Origin of the sequence: Halorientalis pallida, from assembly GCF_004118325.1 — an archaeon.
Taxonomy (GTDB): Archaea; Halobacteriota; Halobacteria; order Halobacteriales; family Haloarculaceae; genus Halorientalis; species Halorientalis pallida.
In genome coordinates, this window is sequence record NZ_RDFA01000001.1 from 271665 (window position 1) to 294326 (window position 22662).

Annotated in this window: 17 protein-coding genes and 2 tRNA genes; 11 read left to right on the forward strand and 8 right to left on the reverse strand. The window is 64.0% G+C overall.

Annotated features, from left to right (window positions below):
* The 3 genes from EAF64_RS01535 to EAF64_RS01545 all read right to left on the reverse strand — a co-directional run bounded on the left by EAF64_RS01535 (position 1) and on the right by EAF64_RS01545 (position 2410).
* On the reverse strand, positions 1 to 792 hold the full coding sequence (locus EAF64_RS01535; RefSeq protein WP_129067216.1) for an inositol monophosphatase family protein: 792 nt from the start codon (positions 790 to 792) through the stop codon (positions 1 to 3).
* 26 nt (positions 793 to 818) lie between these two features.
* Entirely contained in the window at positions 819 to 1985 is a 1167-nt protein-coding gene (locus EAF64_RS01540; RefSeq protein WP_129067217.1) for a hypothetical protein, read from the reverse strand.
* Positions 1986 to 2326: 341 nt separating this feature from the next.
* A tRNA-Leu gene (locus tag EAF64_RS01545) sits at positions 2327 to 2410 on the reverse strand.
* Positions 2411 to 2960: 550 nt separating this feature from the next.
* Between EAF64_RS01545 and EAF64_RS01550 the strand changes: the two genes are divergently transcribed.
* Together EAF64_RS01550 and EAF64_RS01555 are read left to right on the forward strand one after the other, a co-directional pair.
* A complete protein-coding gene (locus tag EAF64_RS01550; protein WP_129067218.1) occupies positions 2961 to 3449 on the forward strand; it encodes a DUF309 domain-containing protein in 489 nt (162 codons plus the stop codon).
* Between the two features lie 67 nt (positions 3450 to 3516).
* Positions 3517 to 4308, forward strand: coding sequence for a succinylglutamate desuccinylase/aspartoacylase domain-containing protein (locus EAF64_RS01555; RefSeq protein WP_129067219.1), 792 nt, complete (start codon positions 3517 to 3519; stop codon positions 4306 to 4308).
* A gap of 3 nt (positions 4309 to 4311) precedes the next feature.
* On the opposite strand, the gene EAF64_RS01560 is transcribed toward EAF64_RS01555, so the two are convergent.
* Positions 4312 to 4767: a UPF0179 family protein gene (locus tag EAF64_RS01560; protein ID WP_129067220.1), complete on the reverse strand. Its 456-nt coding sequence runs from the start codon at positions 4765 to 4767 to the stop codon at positions 4312 to 4314.
* 90 nt (positions 4768 to 4857) lie between these two features.
* The gene (locus EAF64_RS01565; protein WP_129067221.1) at positions 4858 to 5238 is read right to left on the reverse strand and encodes a DUF5820 family protein; all 381 of its coding nucleotides are present in this window, start codon (positions 5236 to 5238) and stop codon (positions 4858 to 4860) included.
* Positions 5239 to 5795: 557 nt separating this feature from the next.
* On the opposite strand from EAF64_RS01565, the gene EAF64_RS01570 reads away from it, so the two are divergent.
* The 7 genes from EAF64_RS01570 (at position 5796) to EAF64_RS01600 (ending at position 15443) form a co-directional block, all read left to right on the forward strand.
* Positions 5796 to 7868: a PrkA family serine protein kinase gene (locus EAF64_RS01570; protein ID WP_129067222.1), complete on the forward strand. Its 2073-nt coding sequence runs from the start codon at positions 5796 to 5798 to the stop codon at positions 7866 to 7868.
* Positions 7868 to 10150, forward strand: coding sequence for a PrkA family serine protein kinase (locus tag EAF64_RS01575; protein ID WP_129067223.1), 2283 nt, complete (start codon positions 7868 to 7870; stop codon positions 10148 to 10150). The genes EAF64_RS01570 and EAF64_RS01575 overlap by 1 nt, the downstream gene beginning before the upstream one ends.
* Positions 10141 to 11457 (forward strand): YeaH/YhbH family protein, encoded by a 1317-nt coding sequence (locus tag EAF64_RS01580; protein WP_129067224.1) that lies wholly within the window; start codon positions 10141 to 10143, stop codon positions 11455 to 11457. Before EAF64_RS01575 ends, EAF64_RS01580 begins: the two co-directional genes overlap by 10 nt.
* Positions 11454 to 13454, forward strand: a complete 2001-nt coding sequence (locus tag EAF64_RS01585) for a SpoVR family protein (protein WP_129067225.1) — start codon at positions 11454 to 11456, stop codon at positions 13452 to 13454. The genes EAF64_RS01580 and EAF64_RS01585 overlap by 4 nt, the downstream gene beginning before the upstream one ends.
* Before the next feature lie 251 nt (positions 13455 to 13705).
* Positions 13706 to 14242, forward strand: a complete 537-nt coding sequence (locus EAF64_RS01590; protein ID WP_129067226.1) for a DUF7344 domain-containing protein — start codon at positions 13706 to 13708, stop codon at positions 14240 to 14242.
* 38 nt (positions 14243 to 14280) lie between these two features.
* Positions 14281 to 14673, forward strand: coding sequence for a secondary thiamine-phosphate synthase enzyme YjbQ (locus EAF64_RS01595; RefSeq protein ID WP_129067227.1), 393 nt, complete (start codon positions 14281 to 14283; stop codon positions 14671 to 14673).
* A gap of 116 nt (positions 14674 to 14789) precedes the next feature.
* A complete protein-coding gene (locus EAF64_RS01600) occupies positions 14790 to 15443 on the forward strand; it encodes a helix-turn-helix domain-containing protein (protein WP_129067228.1) in 654 nt (217 codons plus the stop codon).
* Positions 15444 to 15481: 38 nt separating this feature from the next.
* On the opposite strand, the gene EAF64_RS01605 is transcribed toward EAF64_RS01600, so the two are convergent.
* The 3 genes from EAF64_RS01605 to EAF64_RS01615 all read right to left on the reverse strand — a co-directional run bounded on the left by EAF64_RS01605 (position 15482) and on the right by EAF64_RS01615 (position 20068).
* Positions 15482 to 17464: an AMP-dependent synthetase/ligase gene (locus EAF64_RS01605; RefSeq protein WP_129067229.1), complete on the reverse strand. Its 1983-nt coding sequence runs from the start codon at positions 17462 to 17464 to the stop codon at positions 15482 to 15484.
* Positions 17465 to 17702: 238 nt separating this feature from the next.
* Positions 17703 to 17813 (reverse strand) — tRNA-Glu (locus EAF64_RS01610).
* 251 nt (positions 17814 to 18064) lie between these two features.
* A complete protein-coding gene (locus EAF64_RS01615; RefSeq protein ID WP_129067230.1) occupies positions 18065 to 20068 on the reverse strand; it encodes a 3-hydroxyacyl-CoA dehydrogenase/enoyl-CoA hydratase family protein in 2004 nt (667 codons plus the stop codon).
* Between the two features lie 189 nt (positions 20069 to 20257).
* Here EAF64_RS01615 and EAF64_RS01620 point away from each other — a divergent pair, with 189 nt between their 5' ends.
* Both EAF64_RS01620 and EAF64_RS01625 read left to right on the forward strand, forming a co-directional pair.
* Positions 20258 to 21412, forward strand: coding sequence for an acyl-CoA dehydrogenase family protein (locus EAF64_RS01620; protein WP_129067231.1), 1155 nt, complete (start codon positions 20258 to 20260; stop codon positions 21410 to 21412).
* A gap of 154 nt (positions 21413 to 21566) precedes the next feature.
* Positions 21567 to 22662, forward strand: a 1096-nt coding sequence (locus EAF64_RS01625; RefSeq protein ID WP_129067894.1) for an acyl-CoA dehydrogenase family protein, incomplete at its 3' end; no start/stop codon positions are given.

Sequence of the window (22662 nt, forward strand, 5' to 3'; positions counted from 1 at the left end):
TCAACCATCGACGCGTGCGGCCACGTCCCGAGCCAGTTCCACCAGTCGTTCGTGATCTTGCCCGTTCGAGGCGACCAGTCCCCGGCTGTCGTGTCGCCAGCGATCACCCGAGAGGTCCGTCACGGTCCCACCGGCTGCCCGGACCATGTGGGCACCGCCGACCGAGTCCCAAGGGTTGGGCCGCCGCGTCGTGATCGCCGCGTCGAGGCCACCGCTGGCGACGAACGCGAGCGCCGACTGCATACTCCCGAGCCGTCGCATATCGCCACACTCACGCACCACCGCGTCCGCGAGCGTGGCGTAGGCCTCCCGGTCTCCGTGTGGCCCCCACCCGAGGACTGCGACCGCGAACGTCTCCGGATCGGTCCGGTCGCTGACCGTGACCAGCTCACCGTTCAGTCGCGTCTCGTCGCCGGCCACGAACTCGTCGTCCATCGCCGGCATGACCGTCGCCGCGGCGACCGGGTCGCCGTCCTCGACTCTCGCGACGCTCGTCGCCCACAGACGCAGGCCCCGGAGGTAGTTGGCCGTCCCGTCGATGGGATCGACGATCCAGGCGGGCCCCGTCGCCGGGACCGTCGACGGCGTGTCCGCCTCTTCACCGACGACCGGCACGCCGCTCTCCTCGTCCAGGTGCGCGACGACACGGTCCTGGGCCGCGGCGTCGGCGTCGCTCACCAGGTCGTTCTTGTGTGCTTTCGTCTCGAACCGTACGTCGGTCCGGAATCGGTCGGCCGCGACCGTCCCGCCGGCGCGGGCCGCACGGGTCGCGAGGGCTGTCGGGTCGTCCATACCGGGTCCTCGCCGCCCGCGGACAATTAGGTGATGATCTGTTCGGCGGTCCGCATGTCCGACGCGATGTCGTTGGATTCGACGGCCCGTTCGGCCGCACGCCGGCCCTCGAAGAATTTCTTCTGCGTCTCGTTGTCGACCTTTACCTCGGCGGCCCGATGCAGTGCATCCGCCGCGGCTTCCAGTGCCTCCATGACACCGGCGACTTCGTTCCCCTTCTCCTGCAGTCCGGTCGAATCGTCGATAATTCCGAAACCCGTCTTCGCGGACCCGAAGCCGAACTGGGCCGTGCTGAGCGGTGAGAGCGCTCGTTCGTACTCCTGATCGTAGAACGCCGGAACGCCCTTCTGGAACGCTTTGATACCCCTCGCGCCTTCTCTCACGCCGCCCCGGACCTCCCGGAACGCCTGTAACTCGGATCGGATCTGATCCATCTTCTTCTCGTACACCTTGCCGATAGGGTCGAACACCGAGACCGCCTCCTCGTCGATCTCGTTTTCCAACGGACGGTACAGTGACTGGGCCTCGTTCCGATACTCGTCGATGTTGTAGGTCGTCTGTTTGGCCCGGAGCGTACTCTCGGCGTAGAGTCGTTCGACCGCGTACTCGAACTCGTCGTAGGCGTCGATCAACTTCTCCCGGACACGGGCCAGGTCTTCCAGGAAGACCGTCACCTGTACCAGCGACAGGATGATGTTCTTCTGCCCCTCGGGCGCGTACTGCGTGGCCTCCTCCAGCGGTTCGCGCGCGTTCTGTGCCGACGTCCGTATCTTCGGCGCGTGGAACGAGTCGATGGTCGCGTCCACGTCGAGCAGGGTCGCGTCGGGACCGGCGTACCCGACGTAGGTCGCGTAGGTCTTGCGTATCCCGTCCATCGCCTCGGTCATCAGCTCGGTCGCCTTCGGGTCCGTCTCGATCGGTGTCGGTGTCGGCCCCGAGTCCTCGCCGAATCCTGAATCGAAGTCCGCCTCGAAGGAACTCTCGTTGAACTCGAAGTCGACCTCCTCGAAGTCCCCCATGGAGAAGTTCCGCTCGCCGCTCATGTTGCCGAAGCTGAACTCGTCGTCGTCGGATTCGTTCAGAAACCCGTCGACGTGCGCCCCAGGACCGTTCCCCCGCCCACTGCTCTCCAGTGCCCCACACCCTGCGGTGAGTAGCGTGCCAGCCGTCGCAAGGAATGTGCGACGTCTCATAAAGTAATCCAGAGTAACCGGCCTCATCCTATTTAAAAATGTCCCGGTTTGAGCCGGTTCTTTTTATTTCCAGTCGGTGTCACGCCACCAGTTCGACCGGCGGTAGTTCGGGAGTACGATTTGCGAGGGAAGATCGCTCCTGCTCACGGGACAGGCGCGTCCCGTTCGCTTCGAGGCCGCTCGATCGCGGCCTCGCCGAGTGGATCTTCCTGCACTGTTTTGCGAGGGGCCGTAGTGGCCAACAGTGCGAGGGAAGGGATTTGAACTTGGGTCGGGCACAGCCCGACAGCGTTCAAACCCTTCGTCGCAGGCCGAGCGCGCCGGCGTGGCGCCCTCAGGCATGCGAGGGAAGGGATTTGAACCCTTGGACCCCTACGGGAGCGGATCTTGAGTCCGCCGCCGTTTCCAGGCTTGGCTACCCTCGCACGCGTCCTGTACTCGGCTCTCGCCGGTATAAAGATTCCACGGAACCGGGCAGGCCCAGACGAAGTTCCGTATACCCAGCTATCTCGGCATTCTTTTCTCTATATTCTAACTCTGCTCCGAATAGCCGATCTATTGAACGTAATTACGGGCAGAAAGTGACTATCTGGACAAGTTTTATTGTGGTGTATTCACAAATTACGGGTGTCGAAGCGATGGACCGATCACCACAGATCATCGAATCGATCCGCGAACGGTTTCGCCCAGACCCGACTTACCGCTGTGGGGGTTGCTCGCTGTCGTTCGACCGCGAGCGCCTCAACTGTCCCGCGTGTGGCTACTCGGAGATCACTGAATCACGCGGCCGTCGGTCCACAGCCAATCAGTGACCCGATCCCGGGCCTCACGCGACTGCCGTCTCGGTCGTCGACGCCGTCCGTACCCTGATTGTCCCCCGTCCGTCCGTTCGCCGTGGGGACACGCCCGGACGAGATCGGTGCCGAGTCGACCCGAGCCGACGGATTGACGGACGCGTCGGTGCAAGTGGCGTCAATGGACGAACACACGCGCGACGACTCGGTGGGGCCGCCGATCCATGGGTCGCCGACGGGATGGCGTCCCGCCGAAGGCCGGTGGGAACACGGAACGCTCCGGCGCGCGACGGTCCACGGCGTTCGCCTGTACAACGTCGGCGAGTACCACGAATCACACGATTGCTTCGAGGACGAGTGGTACAACTACGGTCGCGGGTCGACGGAGAGCAAGTTCCTGCACGGGATGGTCCAGGTCGCCGCCGGCGCGTACAAGCACGTCGACTTCGAGGACGATGACGGGATGCGCTCGCTCTTTCGCACTGCCCTGCAGTATTTCCAGAACGTGCCCAACGACTACTACGGCGTCGACCTGCTCGACGTGCGGACGGTGCTGAACAACGCGCTCACCGATCCCACGGCCATCGAAGGGTGGCAGGTGCGGCTGGACGAGCGTCGACCCGAGGCGACCGAAACCGACTTCGCGTACGCCGAATCGTTGGAGCACTGACCGTTCTCGGCGGTGACCCGTCACGGTTTCGTGGGTACTAAGACGAGGCGACTGTTGCTGTGAATCGATGCGAGTCGAGACCGTCGGCGACGGCCCCGCCGAGATCGCCGTCATCGGAGGCATCCACGGCGACGAACCCTGTGGTGTCCACGCCGTCGAGACGTTGCTGTCCGCCGACGTCGAGTTCCAGCGCCCCGTCACGTTCGTGATCGCAAACGAGAGGGCCCAGGAGCGAGACGTCCGCTACGTCGACGAAGACCTCAACCGGGCGTTCCCGGGCGACCCCGACGGCGACACGCACGAGTCCCGTCTCGCCCACGAACTCTCGATGGAAGTGGCGGACTGCCAGGTCCTCGCGCTCCACTCCACCCAGTCTTACGAGGGACTGTTCGCGCTCGTCGACGAGGTCCGGGAGTACGAACGCCGGATCTGTCCCCGCCTGTCGGTCGACGCCGTCGTCGAGACCTGTGACTTCACGGAGGGCCGACTGTTCGAGGTCACGCGGCGGCTGATCGAGGTCGAGTGTGGCTTCCAGGGCTCCGCCACCGCGGCCGAGAACGCCGTGCAGGTGACCCGCGAGTTCCTGGCCGCCGTGGGTGCGTTCCCCGACGACGAGGCCCCACACCGCGAGCAGTTGCCGGTCTACCGGCTCACCCACTCGGTACCCAAAGACGCCGCGGAGGCCTACGACGTGTTCGCGACGAACTTCCGCCAGGTCCAGTCGGGGCAGACGTACGCCGCGGCCGACGGGCAGGAGTACGTCGCCGAGAGCGACTTCTACCCCGTCCTGATGTCGCCGTACGGCTACGAGGACGTGTTCGGGTACGCCGCCGACCACGTCGGTACGCTCGAATCCTGAGGGTCAGTCTTCTTCGGTCGATGGCGCGAACTCCACCAGCGTCAAGTCCCGGTCCAGCATGCAGTAGTCGTGGGGTGGTTCGCCGACCACTTCGCTGATCTGGTACTCGACGTCGAACTCCGCGCCGGCCGGTTCGCAGTACTCGTGTGAGGGACAGCCCGTGTGTGGACAGGGGCCCTCCAGCGCGGCCTTGCTCCCGGCGTACGCCCCCTGGGCGTCGACGTTCGCGAGGACGGGCGCCGGTTCGACCTCGACGGCCGTCACGCCCGAATCGTGGACCGCACAGTCGAGCGTCGACGCGTTCTCCCGAACCGTGGCCACGCGGTACTTCTGTCCGGCGGCGAGGTTGAGACACTGGTCCCGGTAGGGACAGCCCTCGCAGGCGTCGGCTTCCCCGTGATAGACGAACTCGGTCCCGACTTCGGCGAGCCGGGTCCCGACGAGCGTGACCGTCGTCATGGTTGCCCATAGTCCCGGCCGGCGGTTAAGTCCCACCGTTTTCGCGGGTGCGAGCGCAACCCGCCGGCCCCCGATTCGTCGGTCGTCGCGTCAGTCGCCGAGCATCGCGTCGAGTTGGTCGAGGTAGTCCTCGCGGGGCACCTGGTAGACGTCCCGCAGGTCGAACTCGCCGTCGGCGAACCGGGCGGCGAGGTCGTGGACGCCGGCGACGGCCTCGTTGGAATCGTCGTATCGCGCCGACGCGACCTCGATCTCGGGTTCCAGTGACAGCGTCACGTGCCAGGGGTCGTCGGGCGCGGGCTGATGATGCCCCGGTCGGCGGCCCCGCTGGCCCTTCGTGAGGTAGATCGTCGGCAGACAGGGCGCGGGGAACTCGCTGCTGTCGAAGACGTCGGAACGGTACGCCAGCACGTACCGCGTCTCGCCCTCGGACCAGATTTCCCACCCGGCCGGGAGATCCGCGAAGTCCATACGCGTCGTTCCGGCCGGCCGGTCTTGAGTGACGCGGTCTCGGCGGCCCCAGTCGTGCCCATCTGTCCACCCCGTATATAAACGTGAGTTTGCACCTGCGGTGAACTGAGCCGCCACCCCGGCCTGCGTGTCCGAGTTTCGGGCACTCACACGGCTGGAAAAAACGGGCGGGAAAGCCGTGATGGGGAGAAGCCTTATGACGCTGGGATTCTCATTAAATAAATAGTATCGGTGGTAAGCCCACCCATACACGACCCCCACCACCGCCCCCGCTCTCGCCGCCCAGGCACCCCGGTATTTTTCGGGAATCTCCGACTTCGGGCGTTCTGGGCCGTGGGAGTGGTATGAATGCACATGACACGCAAACGGATCCGACCCGTCGCCGGGCGGGCGCGCGGTTGCTCGCGTCGCGCGAGCGCGTGGTCCGTTTTCGTCAGTCGCTGGCGGAGTGTGGGCTGTTGTGGTGGACGCCACCGAGACCTGCGGGTTCACACCCGTGGCAGCATGGGTAGCCGCGACCGCCGCGGCGACCCCACGTACAACCTGTCCGTGATAGCATGACCGATACAAAGGAAACCCTCGCAGAGCTGAGTCGGGAGTACCAGGATTCGATTCCAGCGGACCTCAGAGAGACCCGGACGTTCGACTGGTATCTGGACCAGCTGTACGACGACCCGCGGATCGCCCGCAACGCCCACCAGCGCGTTGCCGACATGTTCGACTACTACGGGACCGACTACGACGAGGACGCCGGCGTCGTGGAGTACGCCCTGGCAGCCGAGGACCCGCTGAACGGCGGCGAGAACACGTTCTACGGCCGGGTCATCCACGAAGCCATCCACGAGTTCGTCAACAAGGTCAAGTCCGGCGCTCGCGGTCTCGGCCCGGAAAAGCGGATCAAGCTCCTGCTGGGCCCGGTCGGGTCCGGGAAGTCCGACTTCGACCGGCAGATCCGACGGTACTACGAACACTACACTCGCACCGACGAGGGGCGGATGTACACCTTCCGGTGGACGAACCTCTGTGACATCATCGGCGACCAGGACCCCGCCGACGACACCGTCCGGTCGCCGATGAACCAGGATCCGATGGTCCTGCTCCCACAGGAACAGCGCGATCAGGTCATCGAGGACCTCAACGAGGAACTCGACGCCCCCTACACCATCCGCAACGAACAGGCACTCGATCCGGCCAGCGAATTCTACATGGACCGCCTGCTGGCCTACTACGACGACGACCTCGAATCGGTGCTGGACAACCACGTCGAGATCGTCCGCATCGTCGCCGACGAGAACCAGCGCCGCGCCATCGAGACCTTCGAGCCCAAAGACAAGAAAAATCAGGACGAGACGGAACTGACCGGCGACGTCAACTACTCGAAGATCGCCATCTACGGCGAGTCCGACCCCCGGGCGTTCGACTACTCCGGCGCGTTCTGTAACGCCAACCGGGGGATCTTCTCGGGCGAGGAGTTGCTGAAACTCCAGCGGGAGTTCCTCTACGACTTCCTGCACGCCACGCAGGAACAGACGATCAAGCCCAAGAACAACCCCCGGATCGACATCGACCAGGTGATCGTCGGCCGGACGAACATGCCCGAGTACAAGGACAAGAAGGGCGACGAGAAGATGGAGGCGTTCAACGACCGGACCAAGCGGATCGACTTCCCGTACGTCCTCCAGTACGAAGAGGAGGCCCACATCTACGAGAAGATGCTCCGGAACGCCGACCTCCCGGACATCCAGGTCGAACCCCACACCCTGGAGATGGCCGGCCTCTTCGGCGTCCTCACCCGGATCGAGGAACCCGACTCCGGGACTGTCGACATCGTCCAGAAGGCCAAGGCCTACAACGGCGAGGTCGACGAGGCCGAGGACGTCGACGTGAAGAAACTCCGCGAAGAGGCCGCCGAGATGGCCGAGATCGGCGAGGGTATGGAGGGCGTCTCGCCCCGGTTCATCGGCGACGAGATCGCCGAGGCCATCATGGACTCGATGCACCGGAGCCGTGACTTCCTCTCGCCGCTGACGACGTTCAACCACTTCGAGGAGAACCTCGAGAACCACGGGTCGATCCCGGAAGACCGGTTCGACACCTACTACCGCTACCTCGAACTCGTCCGCGAGGAGTACAAGGACCGGGCCATCGAGGACGTGCGCCACGCGCTGGCCTACGACATCGACGAGATCCAGCGCCAGGGCGAGAAGTACATGGACCACGTCATGGCCTACATCGACGACGACACCGTCGAGGACGAGATCACGGGCCGCGAGCAGGAACCCGACGAAACCTTCCTCCGGAGCGTCGAGGAGAAACTCAACGTCCCCGAAGACCGCAAGGACGACTTCCGGCAGGAAGTGTCGAACTGGGTCTCCCGGCGCGCCCGCGAGGGTGACACGTTCAACCCGCAGGACAACGACCGCCTGCGCCGCGCCCTGGAACGGAAGCTCTGGGAGGACAAGAAACACAACATCAACTTCTCGGCACTGGTCTCCAGCAACGAGATGGACGACGACGAACGCAACGCCTGGGTCGACGCGCTGATCGAACAGGGCTACACCCGCGAAGGGGCCAAGGAGGTGCTGGAGTTCGCCGGCGCCGAGGTCGCCAAAGCCGAGATGGAAGAGTAATGGCCGGACACGACTACATCGACGCCGCGGACACCGCCCTCGAGGAGACCTATCAGGAGCCGATGAGCCTCGGCGAGTACGTGGACCTGGTACTGGAGAAGCCCCACCTGGCCTCTCACGCCTCGAAGTACCTGCTGTCGGCCATCGAGGCCGCCGGCACGCGGACGGTGATCGAGGAGGGCGAGGAGAAGGAGCGCTACCGCTTCTTCGACGACCCGCACAACGACGGCGAACACGCCATCCTGGGCAACACGGACACGCTCAACCAGTTCGTCGACGACCTCCGCTCCATCGCGGCGTCGCGTGGTAAAGACGAGAAGATAATCTGGCTCGACGGGCCGACCGCCACGGGCAAATCGGAGCTCAAGCGGTGTCTCATCAACGGACTCCGGGAGTTCTCGAAGACCGACGACGGCCGGCGCTACACCGTCGAGTGGAACGTCGCCGGGGCCGGCGGGGGGTCCTCGAGCATGACCTACGGCGATCAACCCGTCAGCGACGAGGACGACTGGTACGAGAGTCCCGTCCAGTCCCACCCGCTGACGGTCTTCCCGCAGGAAGTCCGGGCCGACCTGATCGCGGAGATCAACGACCGCCTCGACGACCACGTCCAGATCCGGGTCGAGGGCGACCTCGACCCGTTCTGCCGGGAGGCCTACGACTTCCTCGAAGAACAGTACCGCCGCCAGGAGATCGAGGACCTGTTCTCGGCGGTGACCGACCCCAAACACCTCCGGATCAAGAACTTCGTCGTCGACGTGGGTCGGGGCATCGGCGTCCTCCACAGCGAGGACGACGGCAGTCCCAAGGAACGGCTCGTCGGGTCCTGGATGGCCGGCATGCTCCGGGAACTCGACTCGCGGGGCCGGAAGAACCCGCAGGCGTTCAGTTACGACGGTGTCCTCTCACAGGGCAACGGCCTGCTGACCATCGTCGAGGACGCCGCCCAGCACGCCGACCTGCTCCAGAAACTCCTGAACGTCCCCGACGAGGGGAAGGTGAAACTGGACAAGGGCATCGGGATGGACATCGACACCCAGATGATCATCATCTCGAACCCCGACCTGGAGGCGCGGCTCAACCAGCACGCCGACCGGGAGGGCCAGGACCCGCTGAAGGCGCTGAAGCGCCGCCTCGACAAACACGAGTTCACGTACCTGACGAATCTCTCGCTCGAGGCCCAGCTGTTGCGCCGTGAACTCACCAACGAGACGGCGGTCTGGACCGCCCAGTCCTGGGACGAACTCGAGGCATGGATCCGCGAACCCCTGCACATCCACGTTCGCGACTCCGACTCCGAGGTCAACGAGAAGGAACTGGCACCCCACGCCATCGAGGCCGCCGGGCTGTACGCCGTCGTCACTCGGCTCGACGACGAGGACGTGCCCAGCGGACTCGACCTCGTGGACAAGGCCATGCTGTTCGACCGGGGCTACCTGCAGGAGGGCGACGAGCGCATCGAGATGGACGACTTCGAGTGGGACGGTAAAGCCGACGACGGTGAGGGCGGCATCCCCGTCACCTACACGCGGGACGCGATCGCGGACCTGCTCCACGAGGAACAGGACCGCTACCACGCCGACCTGCCCGTCGAACACGTCATCATGCCCCGTGACATCCTCAACGCGATGGCCGAGGGGCTAGTCGACGCGCCCGTGTTCTCGGGGAGCGAACGCGTCGAGTTCGAGAACCAGGTGGTCGCCGTCAAGAATCACGTGTTCAGCCAGCAGGAAGACGATGTCCTCCGGGCGATCATGCGTGACAAGCGGGTCGACGAGCAGACCGTCGAGGAGTACATCGAACACGTCTACGCCTGGGAGGCCGACGAACAGATCGAGAACGACCGCGGCGAACTCGAAGACCCCGATCCACTGAAGATGAAGATCTTCGAGATCGAGCATCTGGGGCGGTTCTCCGAGGACAACTACGACGGCAACGATCCCGACGACGCCGTCGAGGAGTTCCGGACGAACAAGATCATCACCGCCCTCAATCGGCACGCCTGGCACAACCGCGACGAGGAATTCCAGATCTCCGACGTGAACCCCAAGGAGATCCCCGTCATCAAGTCCGTGTTAGGCACCCACGACTGGGAGGACGTGCGGCGGACCTACGAGGACTTCGACCCCAGGCAGTGGGACAATCCGCCGAGCGGCACCGAGACGGCGACCGTCAAGGAGGCCACCCTGGAGAACATGACCGAGATGTTCGACTACACCGAGGCCTCCGCCGAGTTGACCAGCCGCCACGTCATGAGCCAGGTGAGTTACAAATGGGACTGAAAGACGACCTCGACCGGTACCGGGAAGTCGGTGAAGAGCGCCGACAGGACCTCGCGGATTTCATTCAGTACGGTGATCTGGGCCAGTCCAGACCGGACGAAGTGAAAATCCCCATCAAGATCGTCGACCTCCCCGAGTTCGCCTACGACCAGCGCGACATGGGCGGCGTCGGCCAGGGCGAAGACGCCGAGGAAGGCCAGCCCGTCGGCCAGCCACAGCCCGAGCCCGGCGACGGCGACGAGGACGGCGAACCCGGCGAAGAGGGCGGCGAGCACGAGTACTACGAGATGGATCCGGAGGAGTTCGCCCAGGAACTCGACGAGGAACTCGGCCTGGATCTGGAGCCCAAGGGCAAGCAGGTCATCGAGGAGAAAGAGGGTGACTTCACGGACATCACCCGGACGGGTCCCACCTCGACGCTGGACTTCGAGTCGCTGTTCAAGAAGGGGCTCAAGCGCAAGCTGGCGATGGACTTCGACCGGAACTACCTCCGGGAAGCGCTCAAGGTCGACGGCATGGGGCCGGCGTCGGTCTTCGAGTGGGCCCGCGGGGAGAACATCCCCGTCGCCAAGGCCTGGCTGGAGGACGAGTACGACGCATTGACGAGCGAGGAGAAGACCGAGTGGGCCTCCATGGCGGAGATGGACGAAACCGTCGAGCGCCAGTCCACCGCCGAGCGCATCCGCCGGGAGGGCGTCGACCAGATCCCCTACCGCCGGGAGGACGAGCGCTACCGCTACCCCGAGATCATCGAGGAGCGCGAGAAAAACGTCGTCGTCGTCAACATCCGCGACGTGTCCGGGTCGATGCGGGAGAAAAAGCGGGAGCTGGTCGAGCGGACGTTCACCCCGCTGGACTGGTATCTCACGGGCAAGTACGACAACGCCGAGTTCGTCTACATCGCCCACGACGCCGAGGCCTGGGAGGTCGACCGCGACGAGTTCTTCGGCATCCGGTCCGGCGGCGGGACGCGCATCTCCAGCGCCTACGAACTGGCCGCTGCAGTCCTCGAAGAGGAGTACCCCTGGCACGAGTGGAACCGGTACGTGTTCGCGGCCGGCGACTCCGAGAACTCCAGCAACGACACCGAAGAGCGCGTGATACCGATGATGGAAGAGATTCCCGCGAACCTCCACGCGTACGTGGAGACTCAGCCCAGCGGGAACGCGATCAACGCGACCCACGCCGAGGAGGTCGAGCGCCACTTCGAGGGCAGCGACAACGTGGCCGTGGCCTACGTCTCGAGCCCGGAGGACGTGGTCGACGCCATCTACGAGATCCTGAGCACGGAGGAGGCAGAAGCATGAATTCGGATCGCTACGAAGCCAAACGCATCGCCGAGGACCTCGAAGAACCGGTCGACGAGGCCTCGAACCTCGCCGAGAAACTGGGCCTGCACCCATACGCGGTCAACTACTGGATCGTCGACTACGACGAGATGAACGAGTTGATCGCCTACGGTGGGTTCCAGCAGCGCTACCCGCACTGGCGCTGGGGCATGCAGTACGACCAGCAACAGAAACAGAGCCAGTTCCTCGGCGGGAAAGCCTTCGAGATCGTCAACAACGACAACCCCAGCCACGCCTTCCTGCAGGAGTCCAACTCCATGGCCGACCAGAAGGCGGTCATCACCCACGTCGAGGCCCACGCGGACTTCTTCGCCAACAACGAGTGGTTCGGGATGTTCGCGGACGACCCCGACGCCGCCGCGATGCTGGCCCGGCACTCCGAGACGATCCAGGAGTACATGCAGGACCCCGACATCGAGCGTGCCGCGGTCGAGAAGTGGATCGACCACGTCCTCTGTCTGGAGGACAACATCGACCAGCACCGCCCGTTCGCGCCGGTCGAGACCGACGGTCGCGACGAGTTGCGCGACCGCGAGGAGGACTTCGAGGACATCGAGGCGAAACTCGACGAACTCGACCTCTCGGAGGAGGTCGTCGGGCAGGTGTTCGACGAGGACTGGCTGGAGGCCCAGCGCGACGACGACGGCGAGATCACGTTCCCGGACGAACCCGAGAAGGACGTGATCGGGTTCCTCCGCCAGCACGGGATGGCCTACGACCGCGACGCCGAGAAGGCCGTCGCGATGACCGACTGGCAGCGCGAGATCCTCGAGATCCTGCGCCGGGAGGCCTACTACTTCGCCCCCCAGAAGATGACGAAGGTAATGAACGAGGGGTGGGCCTCCTACTGGGAGTCGGCGATGATGTCCAAGGAGGCCTTCGCCGACAGCGACGAGTTCGTCAAGTACGCCGACCACATGGCGCAGGTGCTGGGCTCGCCCGGCTTCAACCCGTACAAACTCGGGCTGGAACTGTGGCAGTACGTCGAGAACACGGAGAACCGCCGTGAGATCGTCGAACGCCTCCTCCGGGTCGAGGACATCACCTGGCGCAACCTCCACGACCGCGTCGACTTCGAGCAGGTGCAGGACCTGATCGCGCCCGAGGAGGCGCTGACGGACGTTCCGAGCCACCTCGACGACCTCGATCCCGAGGATCCGCGGGTCGACGCCGACGCGCTCGACCGCGCTCGTAACGGTGAGTTCGACGTGGCGAAGTACCCCTGGAAGGTGCTGACCTACGAGGGACTGGCCGAACGTCACTACTCGCTGGTCGAGCCCCAGAACCGCGGGTTCGTCTCCCGGGTCGGCCAGGAGGAACTCGAACGCGTCTCGCGGTACATGTTCGACGATGCCCGGTACGAGAGCGTCGCCGAGGCGCTCGCGGACATCGACTACACCCGCGGCTGGGACCGCATGCGCGAGATCCGGGAGAGTCACAACGACGTGACCTTCCTCGACGAGTTCCTCACCCAGGAGTTCGTCGACGAGAACGACTACTTCACGTACGAGTACACCCAGTCGACGGGTGACTACCGGGTCACCTCGACGGACTACGAGGACGTGAAAAAGAAGCTGATGCTCCGGTTCACCAACTTCGGGAAGCCGACGATCGTCGTCGAAGACGGCAACTACAACAACCGCAACGAGTTGCTCCTCAGCCACAAGTACAACGGCGTGATGCTCGACCTCGGGCAGGCCAAAGACACCCTCGAACGGGTGTTCGAGCTGTGGGGTCGGCCAGTCAACCTCAAGACCATCGTCAAGGAACTCGACGAACACGACATCGAGGTCGCCAAGCGCCGGGACCGCGAACCCGAACCCGAGGAACAGGGCAAGCTCGTCCGGTACGACGGCGAAGAGATCACGACCCGCGACCTGGACTGGGAGGAGGTCGAACACCTCGCCGCGACCGACGTGGACTACGACACCAAACCCGACGAGTGGCTGGCCTGATCGCGCGCTCCCTCGCGACTCGTTCTCGGGAATGGAAGCGGCGATCGGGGTGCGTTACCCCCAATTATCATATGTGTAATCCGGGACGGGACGGGCGTCGGTTCCTACATATTAATCTGCCCCTCGTGTAGCGTAATGAGTTGTTAGGAGCCATTAACAGCGAAGAGAACGGTCTTCGAACCGAGAATGCTATCGTACAGAGACGGCGGGTGCCGCGTCCCGGCGGACGCGGACGGAGCCAGGAGGTGATCATGGGAGCGAAGACGAAAGAACGGGCGACCCTCGACGCGGGTGAGATTCACGACATCCTACGGAACGATCGGCGGCGACTGGCGATCAAGTGTCTCCGGGAACGGGACGACGCGCTGAGCGTGCGTGACCTCTCCGAGCAGGTGGCGACACGCGAGACAGGCGAGTCGCCCGCGCCACGGGACAAGCGTCGGAGCGTTTACGTCTCGCTCCACCAGACCCACCTCCCCAAACTCGACGAACTCGGGATCGTCGACTACGACACCGACTCCAAGGAGGTTCGGCTGTGCGACCGCGCGGCCGAGATCACGACGTACATGGAAGTCGTCCCCCGCTACGGGATCACCTGGGCGGAGTACTACCTCGTCCTCGGCATCCTCGGGTTCGGGACCGTGCTAGCCGCGAGCATCGGCACACCACTACTCGGGGCCATCGGGACCCCCACGGTCGCGGCCGCGTACCTGCTGATTCTGACCGGCTCGGCCGCGTTCCACGTCCGTTCCCAGGACCGCGATCTCTTCGAGGGACTCCGCGCCTGACAGGGGGTTTCAAGCGGGCGTCGGCCGTCCGTCCGAACATGGGCACCCACACGGCACTGGAAGTCTCGACCGACGAGCGCGTGACGACCGTCGACATCACCGACCGGGTAGCGAGTCAACTGCCGACAGACGCCACCGGGACCTGCACCGTCTTCGTCGAGCACACGACGGCGGGGATCAGCGTCAACGAGGCCGAGCCGCGCCTGCTGGACGACATCGAACGCGTGCTCGAAGCGATCGTCCCCGAGACGGGCTGGGATCACGATCAGTTAGATGGCAATGCTGACGCGCACCTCCGGTCGATGTTGCTGGGCCGGGACGTGACGGTGCCGGTCGTCGACGGCACACTCGCTCTGGGCACCTGGCAGTCGGTCCTGCTCGTCGAGTGTGACGGGCCCCGAACCAGGACAGTGACCGTCACGTGCGACTGAGGTTTCGAGGGACGGCTTCGGGATGGACGATCCACGTCGAAGAGGTGTGTGCCGAAACACATAATGTGCCGTGTACGAAAGGGTCGATGACATTCGTTCGTTAACAGGACCCTCACATGAGGTATTTCGACTTCACAATTTCGCCGGAAGACGGGGCAATCCATCCCGCAGACAAGCTGATCGCCGATCAGCCCGACGTGACGCGGGACGCGCTGATGCACGTCAACTCGCTGGGTGACGGGACGGGCGTCCTCCTCTACCGGATCTACGGCCACCCCGAGTCGCTGACGGCGGTCATCGACGAGTCGAACCAGGTCCTCGCCTGGGACGTGCTGGACGTGCAAGACGACGTGTTCCATCTCTACCTCCACGTCCCGCCGGGCCAGCCCGCGGGCGGCCTGATGGCACTGGCCCAGAAGTACGCGCTCATCATCGACACGCCGCTGAAGTACACCGACCAGGGTGGCCTCCGGACGACCATCGTCGGGACCCACGAGATGCTCCGGAAAGCCCTCGAAGAGACACCCGACGGCGTCCGCTTCGCCGTCGAGCAGGCCGGCCAGTACTCCCCCGACCGGGAAGACATCCTCTCGATCCTCACCGAACGCCAGCACGAGGTGTTCGAGACGGCCATCTCGGAGGGCTACTACGAGATTCCACGTGAGGCCACCCACGAGGACATCGCCAACGCGCTGGGCTGTGCGCCCTCGACCGTCGACGAACACCTCAGGAAAGCCGAATCACGTGTGCTGTCGGCGCTGATGCGATAGGAGGAGCAACAGAGTGCGGAACGGGGAAATCGGGCCGGCTAGTCGTCCGCCGTCGCCGGTTCGCCCTCGTAGATCTTCGTGACCTTGTCCTCGAACTCGGATTTGATGTTGCGGCGTTTCTTCTTCAGCGACGGGGTGAGCAGGTCGTTCTCCGGCGTCCACTCGAGGTGGGCCAGCTCGAACTGCTTGATCGTCTCGTGTTTCTCCAGGTTCCGGTTGACGAGCTGGACGTCTTCGTTGACCCACTCCTTGACGCGCTCGTCCTCACAGATATCCTCTTTCGAGGCGGGAAGGTCGATGTTGCGGTTCGACGCCCACCGATCGATCGCGTCGAAGTTCGGGACGACTAGGGCGGAGACGAACTTCTCGTCGTCGCCCATCACCATGATCTGCTCGACCCGCGAGGAGGTCGAGAACTCGTCCTCGATGGGTTCCGGGGCGACGTTTTTCCCCGTGTCCAGCACGATCAGGTTCTTCAGCCGGTCGTGGTAGATCAGGTAGTCGTCCTCGATTCGTTCGACGATGTCGCCGGTCTTGAACCAGCCGTCGGCGGTGAACGCCTCCTCGGTCTTCTCGGGCATCTCCCAGTAGCCCTCGGTGATGTTGGGGCCTTTGATCAGCAGTTCACCGACTTCCCCCTCGACCTCCTCGAACTGGTCGTCGGCGACCTGTGACTCGTCGATCTTGATGTCGATGTCGGGCAACGGTGGGCCGAGCGTGCCGGTTTCGAGGATTTCCGGCGGGTTCGTCGAGACGACCGGGGCGGCCTCCGTCAGGCCGTACCCCTCGAAGATGGGGATGCCCATCCCCTTGAACAGATCCGCGAGGTCCTTGCTCAGGCTCCCGCCACCGCTGACGAAGAAGTCGACGTTGCCGCCGAGTTCCTCCTTGACTTGTTTGAACACGAGCTGGTTGGCGATGGAGTGTTTGATCTTCAGTCCCAGTCCGGGGTTCTCCGCCCGGCCGTAGGTTCGGGCGATCCCGACGGCCCACTCGAAGATGCGCTCTTTCGTGTCCGACCCGCTGGCTTGCTCACGCATCTCGTCGAAGATGCGCTCGTAGACCCGTGGGACGCTCGACCCGCCACCCGGCTCGATCTTCTGGATGTCCTCGCTGACGGTGTCGGTGCTCTCGGCGTAGCCGACCGTCACGCCGGACGCGAACATCAGAAAGTGCCCCGTCGTGCGCTCGAAGACGTGTGCAAGCGGGAGAAATGAGATAGTCCGGCGGCCGGGGTCCAGTGACGGCACGTCCTCGTCCTTGTCGGGTCTGGGGCCGACCCGCTTGCGGACCTGGTTGACGTTGGACCGGAAGTTGTGGTGGGTCAGTTTGACCCCTTTGGGTTTGCCAGTCGTCCCGGACGTGTAGATGAGACTCGCCAGGTCGTGCATGTCCTGTTCTTCGATCCACGACCAGTACTCGTCCTCGTCGAACCGCTCGTCGCCGAGTTCGTACACTTCCGACAGCGTGTGGATCTGGTCGACGTCGTCGTACTTCTCCAGTTCGTCGATGACGACGACGAACTCCAGGCTGAGTTCGTCCTGGACCTTGATGATCCGGTCGAGCAGGTACTCGTTCTCGACGACGACACCGGTCGCCCCCGGGTCGTTGAGCAGATACTTGATCTGTTTCGGCGACGACTCCGTGTAAACCGTGGTGACCGTCCCACCCGAGGCCAGCAGTCCGAAGTCGGACAGCGCCCACTCCATCCGCGGGTTCGACATGATGCCGACGCGGTCGTCTTTCTCGACGCCGAGTTCACGAAAGCCCGCCGCCAGCCGACGGACGAGTTCCCGCATCTTGTCGTAGTCGAGTGACGTGTACTCGCCCGGCTCGGGTTCGTCGACGATCTCCGGAGAGAGTGTCCGCTGATAGATGCCGCCCTTGTACATCTGGGCGTCGAGGTCGCCGTATCGCTCCGCCGCGTCCTCGAACATCTCGGGGAGCGTGTTCTCCTCGATCACCTCGTCGGTGTACTCCCGCTCTGCCTCTCTGATCGCCTCGATGTCAGGTGGGGTCATGCATTGTGGTATCGCGTCAGCCGTTAAATATGCCCGGGTCGTTCGTGATAGTTGAAACGGGCGCGACCGCGTACGTGCTGATTTCGGAAACCTACGCCACTGAGCGGCCACCAGCCCTGGCGTTTTCAGCGGGCGTAACGTGACTGACTGTCCCCAAACATGTTTCTCTGTAAGTATAACCGAGCAGCCACGTCGCCGAGAGAGTATCTACTGCTCACGGATGAAACCGTCGAAGGAGTGCACCGTCAGGGATTTGAACCCTGGTCCTCGGCTGTCTTCCAAGATGCGGGTATCTCGCCGCAAGCTTGCCGAAAGGCCAAGATGATTGGCCGGACTACACCAACGGTGCGCACTCAAAGCTGAGAGGGGTTCAGTAATAAACCCTGCTTTTCGGAAGCGCAGTGGGGATCACTCACAGAGGGCAAGAGTGGCGTGGTTGGACGACTGCCCAGTCGAGGGTTCCGCTGCTGGCGAGTACGAGCAGCGACACGGTCGATTGGCCGTCGAAAAAAGACGCGGCGGTTCTCGACTGCGTTACTGAGCCTCGAAATCGGGCTCACTTCGGTTAGATCTGCGGTCTAACGACGTTCGCCGGATCGTTTACTGCCCTTCGAAGTCCGGCTCACCGTCGCCCATGAAGGCGGTCATGCCCTCCATGACGTCGTCGGTGCCGATGAGGTGGCCGAAGGCCTGGGACTCGACTTCGAGTCCGGCCTCGGTGTCGTCGCGACCCTTCAGCATGGCGCGTTTGGTCATCTTCTGGGCGACCGGCGGGCCCTGGGCGAGCTGTTCGGCGAGGTCGAGTGCCTCGTCGAACAGGTCGTCCTTCGAGACCACGTCGCGCAGGAAGCCGAAGTCGGCCATCTCCTCGGCGTCGTAGCGCTCTGCGGTCATGATGATCTCCTTGGCGGGGCCCTCGCCGATGACGTTGGCGAGGCGCTGGGTGCCGCCCCAGCCGGGGAGCAGACCGAGGTCGAGTTCGGGCTGACCGAACTCGGAGCGCTCGGAGGCGATGCGGATGTCCGTGCACATCGAGAGCTCCATCCCGCCGCCGAGACAGAAGCCGTCGATGCCGGCGACGACCGGGAGCGGGCACTCCTCCAGGCGGCCGAAGGTGGCCTGGCCCTGTGCGGAGAGTTCCTGTGCCGAGAGCGGGTCGGCGCTGGTGGCCATGGACTGCACGTCGGCCCCGGCCGAGAACGCCTTGTCACCTTCGCCGGTGATCAGGATGGCGCGGACCTGCTCTTCGCCCTCGAAGATCTCGCGGGCCTGGTCGAGTTCGTCCAGCACGTCGAGGCTGATCGTGTTCATCCGGTGGGGCCGGTCGATCTTGATGTGACCGATCTGCTTCTCGTTGTGCCCCTCCGGCACGTCCACGTCGATGCGCTCGATAGCGATGACCTCGAAGTCGGGACCGCTCTCCTCGTCGTCACCGGCACCGTCGTTGAATCCACCCTGTTCGGCGGCCTCCGAGAGGTACTCCGGCGGTTCGTAGCGGGCGGCACCGGTCTCCTCGTACAGTTCTTCGAGCTTGTTCAGGCACTTCTCGACGCCGTACTCGTCGATGGACTTGGTCGGTCCCTCGGGGAAGCCCGCACCCATCATGACGGCCTCGTCGATGTCCTCGGGCGGGGCGACGTCGCCGCCGACGAGGTTGGCGATCTCCTTGGCGAGTGCAGCGTTCAGACGCTCCTCGACCTCTTCGCTGTACTCGTCGGTCGGCACGTCGGCGCCGTCACCGTCCTCGTAGTCGTAGAAGCCCACGCCAGTCTTCTGACCGAGCTCTTCGGCCTCGACTTTCTCCTGCATGACCGGGGCCGGCTCGTACTCGTCACCGAGCACGTCGTTCATGTAATCGAGGACGTGGTAGGAGATGTCGATGCCGGTCATGTCGGCCAGCTCGAAGGTCCCCATCGGCAGGCCCATGTGGTACTTCGTCGTGGAGTCGATCTCCTCGACGGTGGCCACGTCGTCGCTGAGCATCCAGCAGGCCTCGTTCATCAGGGGCACGAGGATGCGGTTGACGATGAAGCCGGGCGAGTCCTTCCGGACGCGGACGGGGGTCTTGCCGAAGTCCTCGGCCAGGTCTTCGATGACCTCGATGGTCTCTTCGTCGGTGTGCTCGCCGTTGATGACCTCGACGAGCTGCATCCGGATCGGCGGGTTGAAAAAGTGCATCCCGCAGAACTGCTCGGGTCGGTCCGAGACTTCCGAGAGGTCGGTGATCGACAGCGACGAGGTGTTGGTCGCGAAGATCGCGTGGTCGGGCGCGGACTCCTCGACCTCCTCGTAGACGTCCTCCTTGATCTCCATCTTCTCGGGGACGGCCTCGATGATCACGTCGGCCGACCCGACGGCCTCCTCCATGTCGACCAGCGGTGTGACCGAGTCGATGGCCGCGTCGGCCTCTTCCTCGGTGATCGTGTCCTTCTCGGCCAGTTTCTGGAGGCTCCACTCGATGTCCTCGTAGCCGCTCTGGACGAACTCCTCTTTGATGTCGCGCAGCCGCACTTCGTACCCCGCGAGTGCGGCGACCTCGGCGATGCCGTGGCCCATGTTGCCGGCGCCAAGCACCGCGATGGTTTCGATATCTTCGAGTTGCATGAGTCATTGGAACACTCTCTGCCAGCCCCTTTCAGTGTTTTTCTTTGGCCGCAGAAACGGATTACAGTCCGTCTATCGTTTACTCTCGACGAAAACATCGTTGCCTGCTCGCGTGCAGCAACTAACAACGCTCGACGAGTTGTCGACTGATCACAAACAATTATGTTGCATAAGTCCCCACGGTGGCGTATGGATTTTGAACTACCAGAGGGAATCGACCAGATCCGGAAGGAAATCCGCCGTTTCGGCGAGAACGAGATCGAACCGGTCGCGAAAAAGTACGACCGTGAGGAAAAGTATCCCCACGAGGTCATGGACAAGGCCAACGAGATGGGCCTGCTCGGTGCCTCCATCCCCGTCGAGTACGGCGGTGCTGGCTACTCCGTCCTGGAGACCTCCATCATCTGTGAGGAACTGTTCGCCATCGACCCCGGGATCGGGTTCTGTATCGTCGCGTCCTCGTTCGGGACCGAGGCGATCCAGGAGTTCGGGACCGAAGACCAGAAAGCGGAGTTCCTCGAACCCGTCGCGCGCGGCGAGAAGATCTCCGGCGCGGCCATCTCCGAGCCCCACGCCGGCTCCGACGTGTCCTCCATCTCGACGCGCGCCGAGAAGGACGGCGACGAGTACGTCATCAACGGGAACAAGATGTGGATCTCGAACGGGTCGATCGGCGACTTCTTCGTCGTGCTCTGTCAGACCGACCCCGACGCGGAGGGCCGCTACAACGGCTTCTCCCAGATCATCGTCGAGTCCGACCGCGACGGCTTCGAGGCCGACAAGATCAAGGGCAAACTCGGTATCCGCGCCTCCGACACCGCGGAACTGATCTTCGACGACGTCCGCGTTCCGGAAGAGAACGTCGTCGGGACCGAGGGCATGGGTTTCCTCCAGCAGATGCAGTTCTTCGACGCCACCCGCGTCGGCGTCGCCGCACAGGGCGTCGGTCTCGCCAAGGGTGCGGCCGACCGCGCCCTCGAATACGCCCAGGAGCGCGAGCAGTTCGGCCAGCCCATCTCCGAGTTCCAGGCCATCCAGCACAAGATCGCGGAGGCCTACACGGACATCGAGGCCGCCCGAAACCTGACCTACAAGGGTGCCTGGGCGGTCGACCAGGGCGAACAGATCACGAAACTCGCCTCCATGGCCAAGGAGTACGGCTCCCGCGTGGCCGTCGACGTGGCCAACGAGGCCGTCCAGATCCACGGCGGGGCCGGTTACGTCGACGACTTCGACGCCGAGCGGTTCTACCGCGACGCCAAGATCCTCCAGATCTACGAGGGTACCACGGAAATCCAGAAGAACATCATCGCCCGCGAGCTCCTCGGCAAGGGCATGTCGTAACGCCCACGAGTTCACACCACTTCGAGGCGTAGATCGGGAGTCGATTCCGGCGCTCGACGCGTAAATTTTTCCCTGTCCAAAATTCGAAACAATCAGCGATCCGTGGTAAGCGGTTGCAAAGGAGTATTAATACTGTAACCCCATTTGGGGGTGTATGGACTTCGAGCTTCCCAGCGAGATCGACCAGATCCGGGACGAGATCCAGCGGTTCGGTGAGAACGAGATCGAGCCGGTCGCGAGCAAGTACGACCGCGAGGAGAAGTATCCCCAGGAGGTCATGGACAAGGCCGCCGAGATGGGGCTGATGGGTGCCCAGATCCCCGTCGAGTACGGCGGGGCCGGCTACTCGATGCTGGAAGCCGCGATCATCTCCGAGGAGATGTTCGCCATCGACCCCGGGATCGCGCTCTGTCTCCAGTCGGCGTCGTTCGGTGCCGACGCCATCATGGAGTTCGGGACGGAAGACCAGAAAGCGGAGTACCTCGAACCCATCGGGACGGGTGAAGCCGTCATGGGTGCGGCCATCTCCGAGCCCCACGCCGGCTCCGACGTGTCCTCCATCTCGACGGAGGCCGAGAAGGACGGCGACGAGTACGTCATCAACGGGAACAAGATGTGGATCACCAACGGCTCCGTCGGTGACTTCTTCGTCGTGCTCTGTCAGACCGACCCCGACGCGGAAGGCCGCTACAACGGCTTCTCACAGATCATCGTCGAGTCGGATCGGGACGGCTTCGAGGCCGACAAGATCACCGGCAAGCTCGGCATCCGCGCCAGCGACACGGCCGAGTTGATCTTCGACGACGTCCGCGTTCCGGAAGAGAACCTCGTGGGAACGCCTGGCATGGGCTTCCTCCAGCAGATGCAGTTCTTCGACGACACCCGGACAGGTGTCGCCGCACAGGGTGTCGGCCTCGCCCGCGGTGCCGCCGAGCGCGCCCTGGAGTACGCACAGGAGCGCGAACAGTTCGGCCAGCCCATCTCCGAGTTCCAGGCCATCCAGCACAAGATCGCGGAGATGTTCACCGACATCGAGGCCGCCCGCAACCTCACGTACAAGGCCGCCTGGTCGGTCGATCAGGACGAGCAGATCACGAAACTCGCCTCCATGGCCAAGGAGTACGCCTCCCGCGTCGCGGTGGACGTGGCGAACGAAGCAGTGCAGGTCCACGGCGGAGCCGGCTACGTCGACGACTTCGACGCCGAGCGGTTCTACCGCGACGCCAAGATCCTCCAGATCTACGAGGGCA

What these genes read in the sequence shown, in the direction of transcription:
- EAF64_RS01535 (WP_129067216.1), bottom strand. Translation starts at nt 792, where the DNA reads ATGGACGACCCGACAGCCCTCGCGACCCGTGCGGCCCGCGCCGGCGGG.
- EAF64_RS01580 (WP_129067224.1), top strand. Translation starts at nt 10,141, where the DNA reads ATGGGACTGAAAGACGACCTCGACCGGTACCGGGAAGTCGGTGAAGAG.
- EAF64_RS01600 (WP_129067228.1), top strand. Translation starts at nt 14,790, where the DNA reads ATGAGGTATTTCGACTTCACAATTTCGCCGGAAGACGGGGCAATCCAT.
- EAF64_RS01540 (WP_129067217.1), bottom strand. Translation starts at nt 1,985, where the DNA reads ATGAGACGTCGCACATTCCTTGCGACGGCTGGCACGCTACTCACCGCA.
- EAF64_RS01560 (WP_129067220.1), bottom strand. Translation starts at nt 4,767, where the DNA reads ATGACGACGGTCACGCTCGTCGGGACCCGGCTCGCCGAAGTCGGGACC.
- EAF64_RS01585 (WP_129067225.1), top strand. Translation starts at nt 11,454, where the DNA reads ATGAATTCGGATCGCTACGAAGCCAAACGCATCGCCGAGGACCTCGAA.
- EAF64_RS01620 (WP_129067231.1), top strand. Translation starts at nt 20,258, where the DNA reads ATGGATTTTGAACTACCAGAGGGAATCGACCAGATCCGGAAGGAAATC.
- EAF64_RS01550 (WP_129067218.1), top strand. Translation starts at nt 2,961, where the DNA reads ATGGACGAACACACGCGCGACGACTCGGTGGGGCCGCCGATCCATGGG.
- EAF64_RS01605 (WP_129067229.1), bottom strand. Translation starts at nt 17,464, where the DNA reads ATGACCCCACCTGACATCGAGGCGATCAGAGAGGCAGAGCGGGAGTAC.
- EAF64_RS01595 (WP_129067227.1), top strand. Translation starts at nt 14,281, where the DNA reads ATGGGCACCCACACGGCACTGGAAGTCTCGACCGACGAGCGCGTGACG.
- EAF64_RS01575 (WP_129067223.1), top strand. Translation starts at nt 7,868, where the DNA reads ATGGCCGGACACGACTACATCGACGCCGCGGACACCGCCCTCGAGGAG.
- EAF64_RS01565 (WP_129067221.1), bottom strand. Translation starts at nt 5,238, where the DNA reads ATGGACTTCGCGGATCTCCCGGCCGGGTGGGAAATCTGGTCCGAGGGC.
- EAF64_RS01590 (WP_129067226.1), top strand. Translation starts at nt 13,706, where the DNA reads ATGGGAGCGAAGACGAAAGAACGGGCGACCCTCGACGCGGGTGAGATT.
- EAF64_RS01570 (WP_129067222.1), top strand. Translation starts at nt 5,796, where the DNA reads ATGACCGATACAAAGGAAACCCTCGCAGAGCTGAGTCGGGAGTACCAG.
- EAF64_RS01555 (WP_129067219.1), top strand. Translation starts at nt 3,517, where the DNA reads ATGCGAGTCGAGACCGTCGGCGACGGCCCCGCCGAGATCGCCGTCATC.
- EAF64_RS01615 (WP_129067230.1), bottom strand. Translation starts at nt 20,068, where the DNA reads ATGCAACTCGAAGATATCGAAACCATCGCGGTGCTTGGCGCCGGCAAC.